19 protein-coding genes and 1 riboswitch are annotated in these 18,995 nt (G+C 61.7%); of the genes, 7 read left to right on the top strand and 12 right to left on the bottom strand.

The window, feature by feature from the left end; translation table 11 throughout:
• Genes CN673_RS07140 through CN673_RS07125 form a run of 4 tightly spaced genes read left to right on the top strand, consistent with a single transcriptional unit; the run spans nucleotide 1 to nucleotide 3,963 of the window.
• Nucleotides 1-1,122, top strand: a complete 1,122-nt coding sequence (locus tag CN673_RS07140; protein WP_198585922.1) for an Ldh family oxidoreductase — start codon at nucleotides 1-3, stop codon at nucleotides 1,120-1,122.
• A 32-nt stretch (nucleotides 1,123-1,154) separates the two neighbouring features.
• The gene (locus CN673_RS07135; protein WP_099865516.1) at nucleotides 1,155-2,063 is read left to right on the top strand and encodes a TauD/TfdA dioxygenase family protein; all 909 of its coding nucleotides are present in this window, start codon (nucleotides 1,155-1,157) and stop codon (nucleotides 2,061-2,063) included.
• Between the two features lie 11 nt (nucleotides 2,064-2,074).
• Nucleotides 2,075-2,698 carry a flavin reductase family protein gene (locus CN673_RS07130; RefSeq protein ID WP_099865662.1) on the top strand — a complete coding sequence of 208 codons (624 nt, stop codon included), beginning with the start codon at nucleotides 2,075-2,077 and terminating at the stop codon, nucleotides 2,696-2,698.
• 14 nt (nucleotides 2,699-2,712) lie between these two features.
• Nucleotides 2,713-3,963: an MFS transporter gene (locus CN673_RS07125; protein ID WP_099865515.1), complete on the top strand. Its 1,251-nt coding sequence runs from the start codon at nucleotides 2,713-2,715 to the stop codon at nucleotides 3,961-3,963.
• Nucleotides 3,964-3,976: 13 nt separating this feature from the next.
• Here CN673_RS07125 and ligM read toward each other — a convergent pair whose 3' ends face one another.
• The 7 genes from ligM to CN673_RS07090 all read right to left on the bottom strand — a co-directional run bounded on the left by ligM (nucleotide 3,977) and on the right by CN673_RS07090 (nucleotide 11,039).
• A complete protein-coding gene (gene ligM, locus CN673_RS07120) occupies nucleotides 3,977-5,380 on the bottom strand; it encodes a vanillate/3-O-methylgallate O-demethylase (RefSeq protein ID WP_099865661.1) in 1,404 nt (467 codons plus the stop codon).
• 181 nt (nucleotides 5,381-5,561) lie between these two features.
• A complete protein-coding gene (locus tag CN673_RS07115) occupies nucleotides 5,562-6,293 on the bottom strand; it encodes an ABC transporter ATP-binding protein (RefSeq protein WP_099865514.1) in 732 nt (243 codons plus the stop codon).
• Nucleotides 6,293-7,039: an ABC transporter ATP-binding protein gene (locus tag CN673_RS07110; protein WP_099865513.1), complete on the bottom strand. Its 747-nt coding sequence runs from the start codon at nucleotides 7,037-7,039 to the stop codon at nucleotides 6,293-6,295. Before CN673_RS07110 ends, CN673_RS07115 begins: the two co-directional genes overlap by 1 nt.
• Nucleotides 7,036-8,034 (bottom strand): branched-chain amino acid ABC transporter permease, encoded by a 999-nt coding sequence (locus tag CN673_RS07105; RefSeq protein WP_099865512.1) that lies wholly within the window; start codon nucleotides 8,032-8,034, stop codon nucleotides 7,036-7,038. Before CN673_RS07105 ends, CN673_RS07110 begins: the two co-directional genes overlap by 4 nt.
• Nucleotides 8,031-8,891 carry a branched-chain amino acid ABC transporter permease gene (locus tag CN673_RS07100; protein WP_099865511.1) on the bottom strand — a complete coding sequence of 287 codons (861 nt, stop codon included), beginning with the start codon at nucleotides 8,889-8,891 and terminating at the stop codon, nucleotides 8,031-8,033. Before CN673_RS07100 ends, CN673_RS07105 begins: the two co-directional genes overlap by 4 nt.
• A gap of 61 nt (nucleotides 8,892-8,952) precedes the next feature.
• The gene (locus CN673_RS07095) at nucleotides 8,953-10,137 is read right to left on the bottom strand and encodes an ABC transporter substrate-binding protein (RefSeq protein ID WP_099865510.1); all 1,185 of its coding nucleotides are present in this window, start codon (nucleotides 10,135-10,137) and stop codon (nucleotides 8,953-8,955) included.
• A gap of 170 nt (nucleotides 10,138-10,307) precedes the next feature.
• Nucleotides 10,308-11,039 (bottom strand): GntR family transcriptional regulator, encoded by a 732-nt coding sequence (locus CN673_RS07090; protein ID WP_245409812.1) that lies wholly within the window; start codon nucleotides 11,037-11,039, stop codon nucleotides 10,308-10,310.
• Nucleotides 11,040-11,161: 122 nt separating this feature from the next.
• Nucleotides 11,162-11,379: riboswitch (cobalamin riboswitch) on the top strand.
• A gap of 166 nt (nucleotides 11,380-11,545) precedes the next feature.
• Between CN673_RS07090 and CN673_RS07085 the strand changes: the two genes are divergently transcribed.
• The gene (locus CN673_RS07085) at nucleotides 11,546-13,492 is read left to right on the top strand and encodes a TonB-dependent receptor plug domain-containing protein (protein ID WP_099865508.1); all 1,947 of its coding nucleotides are present in this window, start codon (nucleotides 11,546-11,548) and stop codon (nucleotides 13,490-13,492) included.
• Between the two features lie 31 nt (nucleotides 13,493-13,523).
• Here the strand turns inward: CN673_RS07085 and CN673_RS07080 are convergent, their stop codons facing one another.
• Nucleotides 13,524-13,769, bottom strand: coding sequence for a hypothetical protein (locus CN673_RS07080; protein ID WP_157928819.1), 246 nt, complete (start codon nucleotides 13,767-13,769; stop codon nucleotides 13,524-13,526).
• Nucleotides 13,770-14,134: 365 nt separating this feature from the next.
• Here CN673_RS07080 and CN673_RS07075 point away from each other — a divergent pair, with 365 nt between their 5' ends.
• Both CN673_RS07075 and CN673_RS07070 read left to right on the top strand, forming a co-directional pair.
• Nucleotides 14,135-14,911: a lanthanide ABC transporter ATP-binding protein PedB/LutE gene (locus CN673_RS07075; protein ID WP_198585921.1), complete on the top strand. Its 777-nt coding sequence runs from the start codon at nucleotides 14,135-14,137 to the stop codon at nucleotides 14,909-14,911.
• The gene (locus CN673_RS07070) at nucleotides 14,908-15,717 is read left to right on the top strand and encodes a lanthanide ABC transporter permease protein PedC (protein ID WP_099865506.1); all 810 of its coding nucleotides are present in this window, start codon (nucleotides 14,908-14,910) and stop codon (nucleotides 15,715-15,717) included. Before CN673_RS07075 ends, CN673_RS07070 begins: the two co-directional genes overlap by 4 nt.
• Before the next feature lie 9 nt (nucleotides 15,718-15,726).
• Here CN673_RS07070 and ehuA read toward each other — a convergent pair whose 3' ends face one another.
• The 4 genes from ehuA to ehuB form a co-directional block, all read right to left on the bottom strand.
• Nucleotides 15,727-16,506: an ectoine/hydroxyectoine ABC transporter ATP-binding protein EhuA gene (ehuA, locus tag CN673_RS07065; RefSeq protein WP_099865505.1), complete on the bottom strand. Its 780-nt coding sequence runs from the start codon at nucleotides 16,504-16,506 to the stop codon at nucleotides 15,727-15,729.
• On the bottom strand, nucleotides 16,503-17,198 hold the full coding sequence (gene ehuD, locus CN673_RS07060) for an ectoine/hydroxyectoine ABC transporter permease subunit EhuD (protein ID WP_099865504.1): 696 nt from the start codon (nucleotides 17,196-17,198) through the stop codon (nucleotides 16,503-16,505). Before ehuD ends, ehuA begins: the two co-directional genes overlap by 4 nt.
• A 3-nt stretch (nucleotides 17,199-17,201) precedes the next feature.
• A complete protein-coding gene (gene ehuC, locus CN673_RS07055) occupies nucleotides 17,202-17,873 on the bottom strand; it encodes an ectoine/hydroxyectoine ABC transporter permease subunit EhuC (protein ID WP_099865503.1) in 672 nt (223 codons plus the stop codon).
• A 93-nt stretch (nucleotides 17,874-17,966) separates the two neighbouring features.
• Nucleotides 17,967-18,836 (bottom strand): ectoine/hydroxyectoine ABC transporter substrate-binding protein EhuB, encoded by an 870-nt coding sequence (gene ehuB, locus CN673_RS07050; protein WP_198585920.1) that lies wholly within the window; start codon nucleotides 18,834-18,836, stop codon nucleotides 17,967-17,969.
• Between the last annotated feature and the right edge of the window lie 159 nt (nucleotides 18,837-18,995).

The following is an 18,995-nucleotide window of genomic DNA, read 5'->3' as shown; positions in this document are numbered from 1 at the left end:
ATGTCCGAAGTAGAAATGATCAGGGTCGATGGTGCGGCGATCAAGGCGCAGTGTGAGGCCATCCTTGTCGGCTGGGGCATGGATGCCGAGACGGCAACGGTGACGGCCGAGGTTCTGCTGGATTGCGATCTGAGAGGCATCGACACGCACGGCATCTCCCTGCTTGCGCTCTATGCCGGCTGGATTCGTGGCGACGGCTTCTCGCTTGCAGCCAAGCCGGAGATCGAACGCGACGGACCGTCCTATGGCTTGATCAACGCGCATGGCGGGCTTGGCTTCGCCGTTTCCGTCCAGGCGGTGGAAATGGCTGTCAAAAAGGCACGCGCGACCGGCATCGCGGCAGTGGGTGTGCGAAATTCCCATCACTTCGGTGCGGCAGGCTACTATGCGCGCCTGGCCGGGCGTGCCGGCCTGGTCGGCCTCGTTGCGACGTCGACCAAGGTCGTATGCCTCGTGCCGCCCGGCGCCTCGAAGCCGGTCCTTGGCACCAATCCCTTGGCCTATGCGGTGCCGCGCAAGGATGCGGAGCCGATCGTCTTCGATATGGCAACGTCGACCGCGGCCGGCAACAAGGTGCGCATGCATCACCTGAAATCTCTGCCCGTACCCGAGGGCTGGGTGGTCGACGGTCAAGGGCAGCCGGTCACGGACCCGCATGAAGCCTACAAGCTTGTCTATGAGCCGGGCGAGGGCGGCCTGACGCCACTGGGCGCGTCACCCCATCTCGGCAGCCACAAGGGCTACGGCCTGGCCTTGCTCGTTCATTTTCTCGGGGGCGCATTGACGGGCGGTACCTTCGCCGGATCGGTGAACGGCCGCGAGGGAAAGCCCGAGGGCGACAATATCGGTCACTTTTTCATCGCGATCGACCCTGAGGTGTTCCGCGGCGTCGATGCATTTCTCGCCGATGTCGAAGATGTTTCCGAGACGCTCAAGTCCACCCCGTCGGTCGATCCCAACCGGCCGGTGATGCTGCCAGGCGATCTTGAAGAGCGCGTGCGCGGCGAAAGGCTGAAGGACGGCGTGCCGCTCGCGCCAGCGCTCGTCAAGCAACTGTCCGCAATCGCCGACGAACTCGGCGTTCCATTTCAACTCATCGACAAGAACGCAGCGGTCAACTGACCCGACAGACCATTCCAGGAAGGAGAAATCTCATGAGCAACGTCGTCCCAAGCGGGGAGATCCTTGGCGCACGCATCGAGGGCATCGATTTGTCGAGGCCGCTCACGGATGAGGATTTCGACCTGATCTTGAAGACCCTCGGCGCTTATGGCGTGGTCTGCTTTCCCAAGCAGGATCTGGATGCGCCGGGGCTCAAGAACTTCGCCAGCCGGTTCGGCGAACTGGAGATCAACGTCGCCAATTCCTATCAGGAGCCTGGCCACCCGGAAGTGATGATCCTGTCCAACATCGTCGAGAACGGCAAGCCGCTGGGGATCGCCGACGCCGGTCAGGACTGGCACACCGACATGTCGTACAGCAAGACGATCGCCTTTGCGAACGTGCTCTATGGTATCAAGATCCCACGCCGCAACGGCCAGCCCCTCGGCTGCACGGAATTCGCCAACATGCATGCCGCCTATGAGGATCTGCCTCAGGAGATCAAGGAACGTCTGGACGGCATGACGGCGACCCACGACTTCAACAAGTTCTGGGAGATGATGCGCCGCGAAAAAGGCTCTTCCCGCCCGCCGCTGACACCCGAGCAGCGTGCCAAGAAGCCACCGGTGTCACATCCGGTTTTCCTCACGCATCCGATCACCGGAAAGAAGGTGCTCTATGCCAATCCGGGATACACCGTGAAGATCAACGAACTGCCGCAGGCCGAGAGCGACGAGATTCTTGCTTTCCTGTTCAAGCACCAACTCGACCCCAAATATCAGTACAAGCATCTTTGGAACGAGAACGACGTGCTGATGTGGGAGAATATCGGCACGTTGCACAACGCCGTCGCCGATTACCGGCCTGACGAGCATCGCTACATCAAGCGCTGCCAGGTGATGGCGGATTGGATTTTCCAGTCGCCGATGGCCAAGGCCGTTGGCGCCGACCGTATGGTGTGAAGGAGGTGGCATTGTTCTACGACACGCCGAACGGCCACGGACTCCCATGGGACCCCTTCAAGGCAATCATCTCGCCGCGGCCGATCGGCTGGATTTCGACCGTCGACCAGAAAGGGCGCGCCAATCTGGCGCCCTATTCCTTCTTCAACGCCATGGCGAGCCGCCCCAACATGGTGGGCTTCACCAGTGAAGGCCTCAAGCACAGCCCGCGCAATGCCCGCCATACGGGCGAGTTTGTCTTCAACCTGGCGACGCTGCCGCTCATGGAGGCGATGAACAAGACGTCGACCGAACTCGATGACGACTCCAACGAGTTCGAGTTCGCGGAACTGGAAATGGCGCCGTCGCGTCATGTCCGGGCGCCGCGCGTCGCCGCCAGCCCGGCCTGTCTGGAGTGCAAGGTCGTCCATTTCACCGAGTTCGAAGACATCGAGGGGGCGAAGACCGATCGCTTCCTGGTCGTCGGGCAAGTGGTCGGTGTGCATATCGATGAGGCGTTTATAGCCGATGGCCGCTTTGATGCGGTGAAGGCGCAGACGATCGCCCGCTGCGGCTATCGCGACTATGCCCTTGTCGATGAACTGTTCGAACTTCTCAGGCCGACCGATCCGGGTGTGTTCGTGGACAAGAAGTGACTGCCGGGGCGGCAATGGCGGATCGCAGAAGCATGGCGCTGACCGTTCTTGCCCTGGCGTTCTTGTTCAACTTCATCTCACGCGGCCTTGCTGACAGTTTTCTCGTTTTCATGCTCGCCTTCGAGAAAACCTTCGGCTGGTCGCACGCCGCGCTCGCCGGCGTTTATTCGGTCTACCTGCTGACATTGGGCGCTTGTGCCCCCATGACCGGAATGCTGATAGATCGGCTCGGTCCGCGAGCGGTCTATCTGGTGGGGCTCGTTCTTCTCGCCGCGTCGTTGTGCGCGGCGTCCTTCGCCAACTCGCTGCTGGGCATATATCTCAGCCTTGGGCTCGGCACCGGCATGGCGTGCTCAGCGCTCGGCATGGTGCCCGCTGCCGCGCTCATCGGGCGTTGGTTCGATCGAAACCTCTCGACGGCGCTCGGCTTTGCTTATGCAGGCTTCGGCTCGGGCATATTGTTGATGGTGCCGCTGTCGCAATATCTGATCGATGCGATCGGTTGGCGCGAAACCTATCGTTGGTTGACGGCAGCGCTGCTTGTCCTGATCCCGATCGTAGCATTCCTGCCGTGGCGTCTCCTGAGCCAGGGCCGCGGCTTGGCGAGCGGTGATTCTGCGCGACAGAGTGATACGGACCTGGGCCCGACCCCGGTGGATCTGCATTGGACGATCCGCAGCGCCGTGCGCAGCAGTCCGTTCTGGCTTCTGGTCCAGGTCTTCTTCTTCACGGCCGCAGGCATGCACTGCGTCATCGTTCAAACGGTCGCTTATCTGGTGGAGAGCGGCTATCGTGCGATCGACGCAGCGGCCGCATTCGGAACGGCGGGGATGCTGTCGATCGTCGGCGTTCTGGCCACCGGCGTTCTTTCCGACCGGTTCGGCCATCGCCGCGTGGCGCTTGCAAGCTTTGCAGGCACGATGAGCGGCATGGTGGCCCTCTACGCTTCCGGCAAACTGGCGGCCGCCGGGCTTCTGGCCGTCTACATTCTGGCCTTCGGCGTCAGCCAGGGCGCGCGCGGGCCAATCGTTTCCGCGCTCGCCAACCGCATCTTCCGCTCCGGCCCGGCTGCCTCGATCTTCGGACTCATCTTCATGCTGATGTCCTTCGGCTCGGCGCTCGGCGCGTGGGTGTCCGGGCTGCTTCACCAAATGACGGGCAGCTACGATATGGCGTTCGTCTTTTCGGCGCTTTGCCTTCTCATCGCCGCTGCCCCCTTCATCTTTCCCTCTCCGATCGCCTCCGGCATGAAGGAGCGCTCCTGATGCCTTTTGGCGATCAGGCGTTTTGCCGGGTCCGCCAGCTGTCGGCATAGCTTTCTCGAGCATCGCGCGAATAGGGAACCGGCGCGACTTTGACACGGATTTCAAACTGCTTGTGCGGTTCGACCGTCGTCTTATCCGTGCCGCCGTTTTCCTCGCCCCAGACGAGCGTCAGGACATCGCCGATCTGGATATCGGGATCGAGCGTACCCAGCGACAGCATCGATCGTTCGTTGAAGCTGTAGCCGCTGAACATCGAAAGACCCACGGTCTTGCCGTTTTTCGTCACCTTGTCGTAGTTCGAAGACGCATAGTTGGAGAGCGGCAAGTCGATGAATTTGTAGTTGTCCGCACCGGGCTCGAAAAACGAACGGAAGACCTTGGCGACGTCGTCGGCGTTCCATGCGAACGTGACCTTGCGACGATGCGGCCGATCCGCGAGCTTTTCGAGCGCTTCGCGGCCGATGAAGTCGTGGTCGAACTTGACGAATGGGCCATAGCCGAGTTCCCAGGGCGTCAGATAATAGTCTTCGACCGATCGCCCGACGTAGCTGCCCCCGATGGAAGCGGTCGCTTCGTAGCTGTCTGCCGCAAGCCATTCGCGAAAGGCGCGCATCATCGGATCGTCGGAATAGACCGCGGGGAGCGGGGAGGGGATCCAGCCCGATTCCAGGGTGTTGGTGGCATAGGCGCGCGATCCGACGGGCACGATGCCGAATTCTTCGCCGGCCGCCAGAATGGCGTCCCGGACCTCGTCGGCCTCGTCATATGGTCCCCATATCTCCAGACCCGGGACGCCCGACATGCCGTGCCTCAAGGCGCGAATATCGCGGCCCGCAATGCGGATCGTGTCCATGTTGAAGAATTTGACGTCGGGCAACGGTCCGCCGTTGAGCTTCTCCAAAATCTTCGGCGCGTTCGGTCCCTGGATTTGATAGCGGTAACGCTTGCGCCTGACAGGCTTGCCGCCCGGCCGCGAAGGCGAGCGATCGTCACGATCGAGGCGCACGTCATAGCCGCCGGTCTCGCCATGAAACTGCACCCAGTTGATCGTCGGCGCCCGGCCGACGATCAGATATTGGTTCTCGGCAAGATGAAAGAGGATCACGTCTCCGATGACATGGCCGCTGGGGCTGCATGGCACGAACTGCTTGGCCTTGTTGACCGGGAAGTTGGCGAAACTGTTTATCCCGAGATGGCTCAGGAGCTTCAAGGCGTCGCGGCCATCGATCATCAGCTCGGCCATGTGGTGTGACTGGTCGAAGAGGACGGCCGTCTCGCGCCAGGCCCGCTGTTCGTCACGCCAATTGGTGAATTCCGGGGGCACGACTGGATAAACATAGGCGCCGATGCGCGAATTGCGGAGCCTTCCGACGACATCCTCTGTCTGGCCCAATTCATCCTGAAGCGTTTGTGACATGCCGTCTCCTCCCATCCATGCCGAATGCCATACGGCATCCATTATGTATACAATGATGGCCACGAGATGACGATGTCAAGCCGAGCCGTTTTGCGAGAGCATGGTGAATCGGCATAACCGTGAGGATGAGACGTGAGGTGCAGCCCGATCGCGGATAGCGTTCGGCCGTTATGTATACAGATCATTCGGCTTTCGCGGTTGATGCCTTTTCACCAACCGCAAGATGCCGCTCAAGCCGTGCGGGGTCGGCTAGCAACGCGGCGCTGTCGGAGGCGTGAACGATCGCGCCGCGCTCCAGAACGATCGCGTCGTCTGTCAGCGGGAGGATCTTGCTGGCCTTCTGTTCGACGATGATCGCCGACATGCCTTCCTCGGTGACCACCCGTCGCAAGGCGTCGAGAAGTTCGGTAACGAGGATCGGAGCAAGCCCTTCCAACGGCTCGTCGAGAAGCAGCAGTTTCGGATTGAGCGCCAATGCGCGGCCGACTGCCAGCATCTGCTGCTCGCCGCCGGAGAGTTGATTGCCGAGGTTGCGCCTGCGTTCCTTCAGGCGCGGAAACATGGCGTAGATACGCTCGACAGTCCATGGGCCGGGTCGCGCGATGGCGGTGAGGTTCTCCTCAACGCTCAGTGAACGAAAGATGTTGCGCTCTTGCGGCACCCAGCCGATGCCGGCCGCCGCGCGCCGTTCGGGACGCATCCGTGTGATATCCACGCCAGAAAGCGCGATCGACCCTGCGTGCCAACTGGTCACGCCGACGACGGTATCCAGCAGCGTCGTCTTTCCGCTGCCGTTGCGTCCGAGAAGAGCCAGGGACTTGCCGTCGTCCAGTGTGAAGCTGACACCATTGAGGACGCGCGCTTCGCCATATCCCGCCATCAGTCCGTCAAGTTTAAGGAGCGGCGCAGCCATCACGGTCCCTCTCCGAGATAGACGGATTTGACGCGGGGGTCGGCGGCGACCTCGTCCACCGAACCTTCTGCGAAAAGGCTGCCTCCCACCAGGACGGAAATTCGGTCGGCGAAGGAGAACACCAGATCCATATCGTGTTCGATCAGGATCACGGTGACGTCCGCCGGCAGGGCTCGCACGATTGCCAGAACGTCGCGTCGTTCCTCTTCCGGAACGCCGGCGGCAGGCTCGTCGAGCAGAAGAACCTTCGGCCGGCTGGCAAAAGCGATGGCGATTTCCAGAAGCCGGCGCCGACCATAGGGCAGGTGCTGCGCCTTGTCGCCCATGACGTCGGCAAGACCGAAACGATCGAGAAGCGCCGCCGCTTCGTCGACGACTGCGCGCTCGCTCGAAAGGGGCGCCCACATGCGGGCTCCGTGCTTCTCGCGTTCCGAAATGGAAAGGACGAGGCTTTCCAATATGGTGAATTCTGCAAAGAGCTGGTTGATCTGGAAGGTGCGCGAAAGGCCGCGGCGCACCCGCTGGTGGCCGGCCATCGCGGTGATGTCTTCGCCTGCGATGAGAACGCGACCGGCGCTGGGTTTCAGGACGCCGGTGATCAGATTGATCAGCGTCGTCTTGCCGGCGCCATTGGGACCGATCAACGCATGGCGCGCGCCGGTTTCGACCTTCAGATTGACATCCTTCGTCGCCTGGAACCCGCCAAACGACTTGGTAAGACCGATGGTTTCCAACGCCAGCGTCATCGCGTTCCCCCAGCCTGGCGGGCTGGACGCCAACTGCCAAGCCGCGTCAGGCGGTCCCGGCCGGTCAGAACGATCGCAACGAGTATCAGGCCAATCCAGAACATCCAGTATTGCGGTGTGAGTTCCGACAGGACGTCGCGCAGCAGTGTGAAGATGATGGCCCCGATGATGCCGCCATAGAGATAGCCGACGCCGCCAAGAACCAGGACAAGAAGAACATCGGCGGAGCGATGGAATGCCAGAACGTCGAGCGACACGAACCCGGTCGTCTGGGTAAGCAGCGCTCCGGCGATCCCGGCATAGGCCGCCGCTACGGTGTAGATGGTGACAAGACGCTTGTTGGAGGGGACGGCCACCATCGCCGCACGCACGGGATTGCTCTTGATGGCGCGCAAGGAAAGGCCGAAGGGTGAATGCACGATCCGGCGCGCCAGCATCGTCAGAACAAAAAGCACGATGAGGCTGTAGATATAGCCGTTGCGTCCCCAGAGATCGAATTCGAACAGGCCGAGGATCGGACGCATCGTCACCCCGGTCAGACCATCGGCGCCGCCCGTCACGCTATCCAGGCGGTTTGCGAGTTCTCCCAGCATCAGGGCGATACCGAGTGTCGTCATCAATCGTGTGAGGTCGGATCCGCGCAGGACGAGAAAGCTCGTCAGGAACCCGAAGGCGGCGGACGCCAAGCCCGCGACGAGCAGACCGAGAGTCGGATCGCCGAAGACATGCTTTGCAAAAAGTCCGGCGCTGTAGGCGCCGAGGCCGAAAAAAGCGGCATGGCCTAGCGAGACGATGCCCGCATAACCGAGCACTAGATCGAGCGAGATGGCGAAAAGCGCGAGGATCGCGATCTCCGTGAAGAGCAGCATCTTCGAAGGCAATAGAAAGATGACGGCGACGGCGCTGAGCCACAGGGCGACTTCGAAAGCGCGCCACCGCGTCCGGCTGACAAGCTGGTCGGCGGCGGCAGTGCTGGATGTCCGCGTCTCGCTCATCGCCCGCCCTCGCGCGAAAACAGGCCATGCGGACGGACAATCAGGACCAGCACCATGACGGCATAGATGACGAAGGCGCCGACCTGCGGCGCATAGTATTTGCCCGCGACGTCTGCAATGCCGAGCAGAAGCGCCGCCAGGAACGGTCCGGTGATCGATGACGTGCCGCCGACGGACACGACGATCAGGAAGTAGATCATGAACTTCAGCGGAAAGTTCGGATCGAGTCCGAGCATCTCGGCTCCGATCGCGCCGCCGAGACCGGCCAGTCCCGAGCCCAGCGCGAATGTCAGGGCGAAAACCAGCGGCACGTTGATGCCAAGGCCGCGCGCCACCCGGCCGTCGTCCACAGCTGCTCTCAACTGGCTGCCGAATCGCGTCCTTGTCAGCGCCAGCTGCAGTGCGATGGCAAGGACCGCACAGCACCCGATGATAAAGAGGCGGTAGCGCCCGATATCTGCACCCATGAACTCGAACCGACCACGCAATTCGTCCGGCAGATTGATCAGTTGCTGCTGGCCGCCCATGAAATAATCGGCTGCGGCGATCGCCATGAAGACGAGCCCAACGGAAAAGAGAACCTGATCCAGGTGAGGGGCGTCGTAGAGGTGTCGATAGAGCGTGCGCTCCAGCAGTGCGCCCACCGCCGCGACAGCGAAAAATGCGATCGGCAGGCAAAGATAGAACGAAACGCCATACCGGTTCAGCAGGACTACCGTGATGTAGCCGCCTGCCATCGCGAACGCGCCGTGTGCCAGGTTGATGAAGTTCATCAGTCCGAGCGTGATCGTCAGGCCGCAGGCCAGGATGAACAAAAGCATCCCGTAGGCGATGCCGTCGAACAGTATGGTCAGCATGATATCGCTCGAACGTCATCAAGGGGAGACGATGCGCCCGCGTCGCCTCCCTGAGCCTGCATCAATCGGCGGCCTGCGCCTTGACCGGATCCTTCACGGCTTCATATGTCTCGAACTCGACATTGTAGAGTTCGCCATCCACCGACTTCACTTCGCGCATGTAGATGTTCTGCACGATGTCGCGCGTTTCAGGATCGATCGAGACCGGACCGCGGGGACTTGTCCAAGAAAGGCCCTTCAGCGCCTCCATCAGCGCGTCGCCGCTCGTGTCGCCTTCGGTCTTCTCCAGCGCAGCGTACAACGCTTGCATGCCGTCATAGCCGCCGATCGCCATGAAGTTCGGTCGCATGCCATCATTCGCCTCCTTGAAGGCAGAGACGAACGCCTCGTTCTCAGGGCTGTCATGCGCAGCGGAATAGAAATGGCCGGTTATGGCACCGAGTGCCGGATCGCCCATTTCGTTCAGAATGTCGTCGTCGGTGACGTCACCGGTGGCGATCAACCGGATGCCTGCTTCGCCAAGACCACGATTGGCAAACTGACGCATGAAGAGCGATCCGGCACCCGACGGCAAAAAGACGAAAACGGCGTCGGGCTCTGCATCGCGCACGCGTTGCAGGAAGGGCGCGAAGTCGGGATTTTGAAGCGGTACGCGCACGGCTTCAAGGATTTCACCTCCATTGTCGGTGAACTCCTTGGTGAACCAAGTTTCCGCGTCGATCCCCGGGCCGTAGTCGCTGACGAGCGTTACGACGGATTGGATGTCGTTTTCGCCCGCCCATGTGGCGACCGGAACCGCCGACTGCGGCAGCGTTCCGCTGGTACGCACGAAATACTCCGATTCCTCGGTAATCACGGAGGTTGCCGCTGCCATGACGACGGCCGGCACCTTGGCCTGTGTGGCGATGGAGCCTGCTGCGAGCGCGAGCGGCGTCAGACCGAAACCTGCAAGCGCATCGACCTCCTCATTGACGACGAGTTCCTGGGCAAGGCGGCGTGTCTGGTCTGCCGTGCCGGCGTCGTCTCGCACGATGAGCTCGACCGTCTTGCCTGCTGCGGTGTCGCCGTGCGCGGCCATATAGGCACGCGCACCAGCCTCGACCTGCCGTCCGGTGGAGGCGAACGGGCCGGTCATCGGCAGGATGAGCCCAACCTTGAACGTCTCTTGTGAAATGGCCGGTGCGGTGAAGCTCGTTGTCATCGCCAGCCCGGCCGCGAGGCCGATAAGTGCACGTCTACCGATCATTTCAATCCTCCACTTTATCGGCGCACGAAACTACAACGCCTATAGCATCCCCACCCTAAGCGTGACAGATGCTTCTTGTCGACGGGTTGCATTCAGGATTGTCGTCACCAAACGGCTTTTTGCGACAACAGAGGCCGTGATTGGCCGCATGCTGCAAGTATTGTATGCAATCAGCTTGAAAGAAGCGCGAGGCCCGGCACGCGATCGATCAGGCTACGGTCTTCATCCATCACGAATTCGAGATTGCGCCGAGCGAGCCGCGCATGTTCGCGCGCGAGCGCCTCGGCGCGTGCCCCCTCGCGCATCTCGATCGCTTCGACGATGTCGCGATGCTGTCGCTGGGCATGAACCAACGATGTGCGAAACGCCAGGATGTCTTCCTGCTTCTCCAGAAAGGCACTCGGCGAGGCGAAGGGCAATTGTGCCGACCGTTCGACCTCGCGCCGCATCGTCTCGCTGCCTGACAGGCCCGCCAGCATCGTGTGGAACTCCTGGTTCAACTCGACATACTGGTCGAAGAGCATGTCTTCGGGCCGCTCGCGGAAGCATTTGTCGAGTTCGCCGACAAGTGCCTTGATCGCCCGCAGCTTAGCTGGCTGTACGCCCCGTTCGGCGGCCAGCCTCGCGGCGGTGCCTTCGAGCACGCCGCGCAGTTCGATTGCATCGACGATGTCGTTGAACGTGAATCCCCGTACCGCGTAGCCACCAGATGGGATTTGCTCCAGCAGCCCTTCTTGCTCCAGCCTCGCCAGTGCGGCACGTAGCGGCGTGCGCGAGATCGACAGACGCTCCGACAGCGCGATTTCCGACAATCGCTGCCCTGGCGCGACCTCGCCGCCGAGCACCAGATCGCGCACGCCGAGAAGCGCCTTCAACGCCTGACTGTCCCGTTTCTTATCCATTCGCATCGCCGTTGCTGGAAGCGGCTTTAGAGCACGAAAGCGCACCGTCTCTCAATAGACGCGGCACCTTCGGCTGTTGAGAAACGCTGCCTGCTTGATTGACGAGGCACCGCGGCACAACTAGGGTTCGCGGCGGAACTGGTTCCGGCCTCAAGCCGGATGAAAAGGGAACACGGTGCGGTCGATCGCTCGACCTACTCCGGGACTGCCCCCGCAACTGTAACCGTCGAGCCTGCTTCCAATCGGCCACTGTCGGCGCACATCGCGCGCTGACGGGAAGGCGGAAGCTCAAAGGTGATGACGCGGAAGTCAGGAGACCTGCCGTTCCGGTCACCCATGCATGGACACGGGGTCCTGTCCATGCGCGGTCGTCCGTGGCGGTGACATTTGAAAAAGTGTTGCCGCAGAACGGGCAGACGACCAGATCATTTGTCGTGTCGATCGTTCCTGACTGTGGCTCCTGCCAACCGAGAGCCGCATGGCTCGAATACGGGGACGATACCCTTATGCAACGCGTTGTCTGCGCCACCTTCCTCTTCGCCGCGCCCGCCATGTTTTCAATCATTTCACCCGCGCTGGCCCAAGAGCCGTCAGCGACCCTGCTGGACCCCTTGCTGGTCACCGACGGGCTGACATCGATCGAGCCGAAAAAGTCGGGCAGGGCGGTCACCGTCATCGACCGCGATGACCTGGAGCGCAGTCAGGCGCGTTACGTTGCCGATGCCCTGCGCGGTGTTCCAGGATTCGCCGTAACGAGATCCGGCTCCTATGGAAGTCAGACCCAGGTGAGGGTGCGCGGCGCGGAAGCCAACCACCTGCTCGTCCTGATCGACGGTGTCGAAGCCAGCGAGACCGCCACGGGAGAGTTCGATTTCGGCAGCCTCGTGGTCGACGATATCGAAAGGATTGAAATCCTGCGCGGCCCGCAGAGCACCTTCTGGGGCTCCAACGCGCTGGCAGGCGTCGTCAACATCATCACGAGGCGTGGCGAACGCGGCGGCTTCAGCGCACGGGCACGCAGCGAGTTCGGCTCGGACGGTGCTTTCCTCGGCGGCGTTGCCCTAAGTGGCGGAGGGGAGAATTACGATGCTGCCCTTTCCGGCAGTTGGCGGCGAACGGACGGAACGAACATCTCCGATTTCGGCAACGAGAAGGACGGCGATCGCAATACGACCCTCAACGGCACCTTGACCGCCGATATCGCGCCCGGACTCTCGCTCGACGGCACATTGCGCTATGTCGACCGCCGCACCGAACTCGATGTGCAGGACTACGCATTCGGCAGTCCGACCGAGGGATTGGTGATCGACAGCGATGAGGAGACGGCCACCCAGGAAGTGTTCGGCTCTGTCGGCCTGACGCACACATCTTTGGATGGCGCGTGGACGCAGAAGGCGCGCCTGACTGGCAGCGACACGTTTCGCGAGAATTTCACCGACGGGGGGCTGACGACGTCGAGTGACGGCAACCGGGTCAACGCGTCCTTCCAGTCGACCTATGCCTTCGATACTCCCGACATCCTCGACGCGCGCCACAAAATCACCGGCGGCTACGAGTGGGAACGCGAAACCTTCTTGCCGTCACATCTCACCGACCGGCAGGACCGAAGCACCCATTCTCTCGTCGGCGAATATCGCGGCGAGTTCCTTGACCAGTTTTATGTGACGGCCGCCGTGAGGCAGGATTTCAACGATCGATTTTCGGATGTCTCGACCTACAGTCTGGGATCGGCCTGGGCGGTTCCGGGGACGGCGACGCGCTTTCATGCGTCGCTGGGTACAGGGGTCACCAATCCCACCTTTGTCGAGCAGTTCGGTTTCCTGCCTGAAAACTTTGTCGGCAATCCCGATCTGGAGCCTGAGGAAAGCTTCGGCTGGGACGTTGGTGTCGAACAGGGGTTCTTCAACGACGCGCTCGTTGTCGACCTGACCTATTTCAATCAGGATCTGACAAACGAGATTGCGACCGTCTTCGGCGGGGCGCCTGACTTCCTTTCGACGGTCGTCAACCGACAAGGTGAAAGCCGACGCCAAGGTGTCGAGGTGGCTGCCACGCTCGATCTCTCGAACGGTTTCTCGGCATTCGCGACCTACACCTATACCGACGCCTCGGAGCAGACCGCTGCCGGCGGCCCGCGTCAACGCGAAGTGCGTCGGCCGCGCCACTCCGGTTCGGTTGGTGCAGCCTATCGCTTCTACGACGATCGCGCTCGGCTGTTTGCCGAAATGATCTTCAATGGCGAGCGCGAGGATCTGGCCTTCGTCCCGTCCCTGCCGCCCCGCGTTACGCTGGACGACTACCAGACCGTGACTGTCGGAGGTGACTTCGCGATCAGCGACAACTTCGACATCTATGGACGCATCGAAAATCTCTTCGATGAAGACTACGAGGAGGTTTTCGGCCACAACTCGCCGGGCCGCTCGGCCTTTGTCGGCATGCGAGCGACGTTTTGACAGCGGGGCTGATCAGGCTTGGCACATAGGTTCACAGGCCGCGCGCCGAGCCGGACCCGCTGCCGGCGGCTCCCATGCGGGACACTTCGCGAAACGCGTTCAGGTCGGAAAGTGACGCCGAGAGATAAGAGGCGATTTGCCGATCGCTCATTCCGAGCTTGGCCAGCGTTTCGATCTCGATCGGCCGCATGAGGCCGAGCAGGCCCCCTGTTGCGTCATGGCCGGAAGATGAACTGCTTGGGCGAATGGGATGATTGTGCGGTGCATTGTGCGACATCGCCGTCTCCCTTGGCTCAAATGGTTCGGCCCGCCGCATTCCATGCCTTCGACCGCCCTCGATGGCTTGATGGAACGCCGCGGGCCGAGCATTTCGGAACGGGGGAAGCCGCCGCATGACTAGACCGCTTCGGGCGCTGCCCGATGAGGTACTCGCTGGTGCTTCTGCCCGGTCCGCTCCGCATCACGGAAGGCACAGTGCCGGGCCAGCCGACGCGTTTCATTGACACAAATCAATTGGAGTGACGGCCGCGGAACTTTCGTCCGGGTTGCAGTCCGAACGCCGGTTCGCCAAAGTCGTTTCATTGACGAAGGCGTGGTGGGGTGATCGACGGCGCTGGTCGCCGCGCATCCCCGGGAGAAGGCATGATCGATGAGAATGCGATGCGAGACGCAGGCGGCTCCGTCGCCCCGCTCGCCGTTCGTTCTCTTGCCTACGCCTACGGGCGCAAGACAGCGCTGAGGGGTATCGACTTCACGTTGCGGCCGGCCCGCGTGACGGCCCTGCTCGGACCGAACGGCGCGGGAAAGACAACGCTGTTCTCACTCATCACCGGGCTGTTCGACAGCCATGGCGGCGAGATCGTCATCGAGGGCGCTGCGCTGCGCAAGGCCCGCTCGCGCGCGCTCGCCAATCTCGGCATCGTCTTTCAGGCGCAAACGCTCGATCTCGACCTCACGGTGGATCAGAACATGCGCTACTTCGCGGCGCTTCGCGGCCTCACCCGGCGCACGGCGCGTGAACGCATTGATCGTCTGCTGGACGCGATCGGGCTGCAGGGGCAGCAGCGCGTGAAAGTGCGCAATTTGAGCGGAGGGCAGCGCCGCCGCGTCGAGGTTGCCCGCGCGCTGATCGACCGGCCCCGTCTCCTGTTGCTCGACGAACCGAGCACTGGTCTCGATATCGAGACGCGCCGCTGGCTCATCGGCCAAATTCACAAGCTCGCTCATGACGAAGGCATCTGCGTCTTGCTCGCAACGCATCTCGTCGACGAAGTGGCGGCCGACGACGATCTTATCGTCCTCGACGAGGGGAAGATCGTGGCGAGCGGAAAGGTCCGCGACGTCGTCGAGGCAGCCCATGCGGCGTCCCTCGACGAAGCATTCACGCGGCTGACCGGCGTGGGGGCCGAACCTCGATGAGAACAGGCCATGCAGCACGCGCCTTCCTGGCCATCTTGTCGCGGGAATTGTTGCGCTTCGTTCAGCAGAAGGGCCGCTTCTTTTCGGCGTTGGTGCGCCCGCTCATCTGGCTTCTGGTCTTTGCTGCCGGCTTTCGGGCCGCGCTCGGCCTGTCGATCATCCCGCCATACAAGACCTATATCACCTACGACGTCTACGTCGTTCCGGGGCTGATCGGAATGATCCAGCTTTTCGCCGGCATGCAGAACTCGCTCTCGATGGTCTACGACCGGGAAATGGGCTCCATGCGGGTGCTTCTCTCCACGCCGCTGCCGCGCAGCTATCTGATCATCTCGCGCATGCTGGCAGGAACGGCTGTCTCGATCGTACAGGTCTATGCCTTCGTCGCGGTCGCCGCGCTCTGCGGAACGGCGATGCCCCTGACGGGTCTGATCGTGCTCTTGCCCGTGCTGGTCCTGACGGGCATGACGCTCGGTGCGCTCGGGATGTTCCTGTCGTCATGGATCCGGCAGTTGGAGAATTTTGCCGGCGTCATGAATTTCCTGATCTTCCCGATGTTCTTCATGTCGTCAGCGCTTTATCCGCTCTGGCGGATAAGGGAGGGCAGCGTGACGGTCTATGAAATCTCGCGCTTCAACCCCTTCACCTACATCGTGGAACTGATCCGCTTCACGCTTTATCTGCAGGTGAACTGGCTGGCGCTCGGCATTGTCGTCGCGAGCTTTGCCGTCTTCGGCACGGCCGCGCTCATCGGCTATACGCCAAGGCGCGGCGGACCGACGGCCGGCCATGGCGGGCCGGCCTGACGCAGCCGATCAGGCGTCCGGGTCGAGGACCTGTTTCAGGAACTCGCGGGTGCGCGGCTTTTTCGGATTGGTGAAGAGCTCTTCAGGCGGGCCCTGTTCCTCGATGCGTCCCTTGTCGAAGAAGCAGACGCGGTCGGAAACCTGCCGGGCGAAGTGCATTTCATGGGTGACGAGCAGCATGGTCAGCTCGTGCTGATCCGCCAGGCTGCGGATGACCTTGAGAACCTCGCCGACGAGCTCCGGGTCGAGCGCGGATGTCGGCTCGTCAAACAGCATGATCTTCGGCCGCATGGCCAATGCGCGCGCGATGCCGACACGTTGCTGCTGGCCACCTGAGAGCTGATGCGGATATTTCTTGGCCTGGTCGGTGAGGCCGACCATCTCGAGCAGCTCTTCGGCGCGCTCGAGAGCATCCTTCTTCGACAGACCCAGTACTTGGCGAGGCGCCTCCGTCAGGTTGCGCAGCACGGTCATGTGAGGGAAAAGATTGAACTGCTGGAACACCATGCCGAGCTGTTCGCGCATTTTGCGCAAATGCTTTTCGGATGCGGGCACGAAGTCGTCGCCCTTCTTCTCGTGCCAGAGAGGCTCGCCTCCGACATAGACGACGCCCTCCTGGATGGGCTCCAGCGTCATGAGAATGCGCAGAACCGTGGATTTGCCGGACCCCGAGGGCCCGATGATCGTGACCATCTCGCCGGGATTGACCTCGAAATCGAGGTGATCGAGCACGGTGAGCGAGCCGAAGCGTTTGACGACGTTGTCGAATTTGATGATGGGCTCGGTCATTTGAGCGCGATCCCCCTCTTGGGCAGGTTCTTGTCGAGCAGGCGGACGCCGGCCGAAGCGATCAGAGTCATGATGAGATAGATGGCGCCGACCATGGACAGCGGTATGAGGTATTGAAAGGTGCGATCGCCGATGATCTTGGCGACATTCAGCATTTCCAGGACCGTCACGACCGAGAGGACCGGCACGTCCTTCATGATCGAGACGAGGTAGTTGCCGAGAGCGGGGATGATGCGCGGCACCGACTGAGGCAGGATGATGTGCGTGAAGGTCCGGCTGCTGGAGATGTTCAGGGCGCGGGCCGCCTCGCGCTGCCCCCGTGCGACCGCCTCGATGCCGGCACGGTAAACCTCCGCCGTGTAAGCGCTGTACTGCAGCCCCAGCGCCAAGGCTCCGGTCAGGAAGGCGGGCAGGACGAGGCCGTATTCCGGTAGCACGTAATAGAGAAAGAACAGCTGAACCAGCAGCGGAGTATCGCGGATGAACTCTGTGAAGACATTGGCCGGCCACGAGATGAAAGGCGTCGGCGCTGCTTTGAGCACGGCCCAGACAAGCCCCAGGATCAGCGCGATGATGAAACCGAGCACCGTGGCCTTGATGGTGATCCACATACCGGTCAGGAGGATCGGGAGGATGGACCATGCAAAGACGAGCGGGCCCTGATCGGTGATCCATTCATATCCAAAAAACATGACCTAGCTCCTCGCCGTGCGCCAGCGCCCGACTGAACGCTCAAGGACCTTCATCATCGCGGTCAGTACGAGGGCCATGCCGAAATACATGGCGAGGACAATGGTGAAGATCGTTGTGCTGTCCTGAGTGAAGTTCCGGATCTGCTCGGCCTTGAATGCCAGGTCCTGGAGACTGATCAACGACACCAGCGCGGTGTCCTTGAGATTTTGAACGGCAAGATTGCCGAACGACGGCATCATCTCGGGAATTGCTTGAGGTAGCGCCACCCGCCACAGCGCCTGGCGGTCGGAGAAATTGAGCGCCGTCGCCGCCTCGTATTGATCGTGCGATACCGATTGGATTGCGCCGCGCACCACCTCCGCACCATAGGCGCCGATGTTGAGGGACAGCGCCAAGACGCCGGCCGCCACGGGCGGCAATCGCAAATCGATGCCGATTGCCTGGCCCAGCAGGGGGAGCGCGAAATAAAGCCAGAAAAGCTGCACCAGCAGCGAGGTGCCGCGGAAAATCTCGATATACCCGATCGAGAGCGCCTTGATGAGCGGGTTGCGCGAAAGCTTCCCGATGCCGGCTGCGAAAGACAGCAGCGCGCCGAAGATCGTGGACCAGAAGGTCAGTTGGATCGTTACCCAAGCGCCTTGGCCGAGCGGCACCAGATACTCAGTCCAGGTCATGCTGCGCCCTTTTCCCCATGCCGCTCGTCCCGAATTCCAGCACAGTCACGATGGGGGCGCCAGGAAGCGCCCCCCTTGTTTCTTGCGGCCCAATCACTCGGCCGAGCACAGTTCCTCGGTCGTCCGATTGAAGGAGCCGTCGATGTCTTCCTGCGTGAAACCGTATCCACCGACGATCTCGGCCCATTCGTCACCGTCCTTGATGGTGGCGAGCGCCTCGTTCCACGCGTCGCGCAGATCGGTGCTCTCATTGGCGAAGGCGAAGCCGCCCCAGGAGCGCTGCTCGGACCCGTCGATGACCGGATCGGAGAAATCCGATGCCAGTTCGACCTGCTCGCTCTGTTCGGCCAGTTCGTTCGCCGTCAGGCCGGTTGCCGCGTAGGCATTGGCGCGACCGGTCGAAACCGTGGAAATGGCGTCGGAGTTGCTGGCGATGGTCACGATCCTGTCTTCCGAAACGCCAAGCTTCTGCATCATTTCCAGCTGGTTGGCACCGGCCATGACGGCGACCGTCAGGTCGTCGCGCTCGGCGAAGTCGGCGTAGGCGTGGATGTCGTCCGGGTTGCCGGAAGCAACGAGCAGGCCCTCGCCGTAGGATGTGTTTGGCTCGGAGTAGATCACCTCCTGGCAGCGTTCGGGCTGGATGGCCATTTCGGCGGCAGCCACGTCGAAGCGATCGGCCTGAAGGCCGGGAATGAGCGATGAGAAGTTGGTGGTGACCCACTCGATATTCTCAATGCCCAGTTCCTCGACGACCTGCTTGGCGACGTCCGGACCAGCACCCTTGGCCTCGCCCGAGGGATCGACAAAGCCGTATGGGATTTCGTTGGCGACCGCGATGCGGATCGTTCCGCTCTCGCGGATCTCCTCAAGCGTGGCCGCGTGAGCCAGGCCCGATACACCGACGAAGGCGACACCTGCGGTGAGTGCCGCAAGAATGTTTCTACGAGTGTTGAGCATCATGATCTCTCCCTGCGTTTCGATGATGTTTGTTCTGATCGCGACGGACCGAAGAAGACCCCGCGGAAAGTGAGGGGTTGAGGCAATCCGCAACTCTCCATGACGGAGAATATATGTGCCTCTATGCGCGAGCTTATCTGCCGTCGCATCTGAGGATCAATA

The sequence above is a fragment of the Neopararhizobium haloflavum genome (assembly GCF_002750855.1).
Taxonomy (GTDB): Bacteria; Pseudomonadota; Alphaproteobacteria; order Rhizobiales; family Rhizobiaceae; genus Georhizobium; species Georhizobium haloflavum.
The sequence above is the reverse complement of the archived record's forward strand: the minus strand, read 5'-3'. Positions and strand labels throughout refer to the sequence as shown.

Bases quoted from the DNA above. Each gene is read 5' to 3' on its own strand.
- CN673_RS07140 (WP_198585922.1), top strand. From the start codon at position 1: ATGTCCGAAGTAGAAATGATCAGGGTCGATGGTGCGGCGATCAAGGCG.
- CN673_RS07135 (WP_099865516.1), top strand. From the start codon at position 1,155: ATGAGCAACGTCGTCCCAAGCGGGGAGATCCTTGGCGCACGCATCGAG.
- CN673_RS07125 (WP_099865515.1), top strand. From the start codon at position 2,713: ATGGCGGATCGCAGAAGCATGGCGCTGACCGTTCTTGCCCTGGCGTTC.
- ligM (WP_099865661.1), bottom strand. From the start codon at position 5,380: ATGTCACAAACGCTTCAGGATGAATTGGGCCAGACAGAGGATGTCGTC.
- CN673_RS07115 (WP_099865514.1), bottom strand. From the start codon at position 6,293: ATGGCTGCGCCGCTCCTTAAACTTGACGGACTGATGGCGGGATATGGC.
- CN673_RS07110 (WP_099865513.1), bottom strand. From the start codon at position 7,039: ATGACGCTGGCGTTGGAAACCATCGGTCTTACCAAGTCGTTTGGCGGG.
- CN673_RS07105 (WP_099865512.1), bottom strand. From the start codon at position 8,034: ATGAGCGAGACGCGGACATCCAGCACTGCCGCCGCCGACCAGCTTGTC.
- CN673_RS07100 (WP_099865511.1), bottom strand. From the start codon at position 8,891: ATGCTGACCATACTGTTCGACGGCATCGCCTACGGGATGCTTTTGTTC.
- CN673_RS07095 (WP_099865510.1), bottom strand. From the start codon at position 10,137: ATGATCGGTAGACGTGCACTTATCGGCCTCGCGGCCGGGCTGGCGATG.
- CN673_RS07090 (WP_245409812.1), bottom strand. From the start codon at position 11,039: ATGGATAAGAAACGGGACAGTCAGGCGTTGAAGGCGCTTCTCGGCGTG.
- CN673_RS07085 (WP_099865508.1), top strand. From the start codon at position 11,546: ATGCAACGCGTTGTCTGCGCCACCTTCCTCTTCGCCGCGCCCGCCATG.
- CN673_RS07080 (WP_157928819.1), bottom strand. From the start codon at position 13,769: ATGTCGCACAATGCACCGCACAATCATCCCATTCGCCCAAGCAGTTCA.
- CN673_RS07075 (WP_198585921.1), top strand. From the start codon at position 14,135: ATGATCGATGAGAATGCGATGCGAGACGCAGGCGGCTCCGTCGCCCCG.
- CN673_RS07070 (WP_099865506.1), top strand. From the start codon at position 14,908: ATGAGAACAGGCCATGCAGCACGCGCCTTCCTGGCCATCTTGTCGCGG.
- ehuA (WP_099865505.1), bottom strand. From the start codon at position 16,506: ATGACCGAGCCCATCATCAAATTCGACAACGTCGTCAAACGCTTCGGC.
- ehuD (WP_099865504.1), bottom strand. From the start codon at position 17,198: ATGTTTTTTGGATATGAATGGATCACCGATCAGGGCCCGCTCGTCTTT.
- ehuC (WP_099865503.1), bottom strand. From the start codon at position 17,873: ATGACCTGGACTGAGTATCTGGTGCCGCTCGGCCAAGGCGCTTGGGTA.
- ehuB (WP_198585920.1), bottom strand. From the start codon at position 18,836: ATGATGCTCAACACTCGTAGAAACATTCTTGCGGCACTCACCGCAGGT.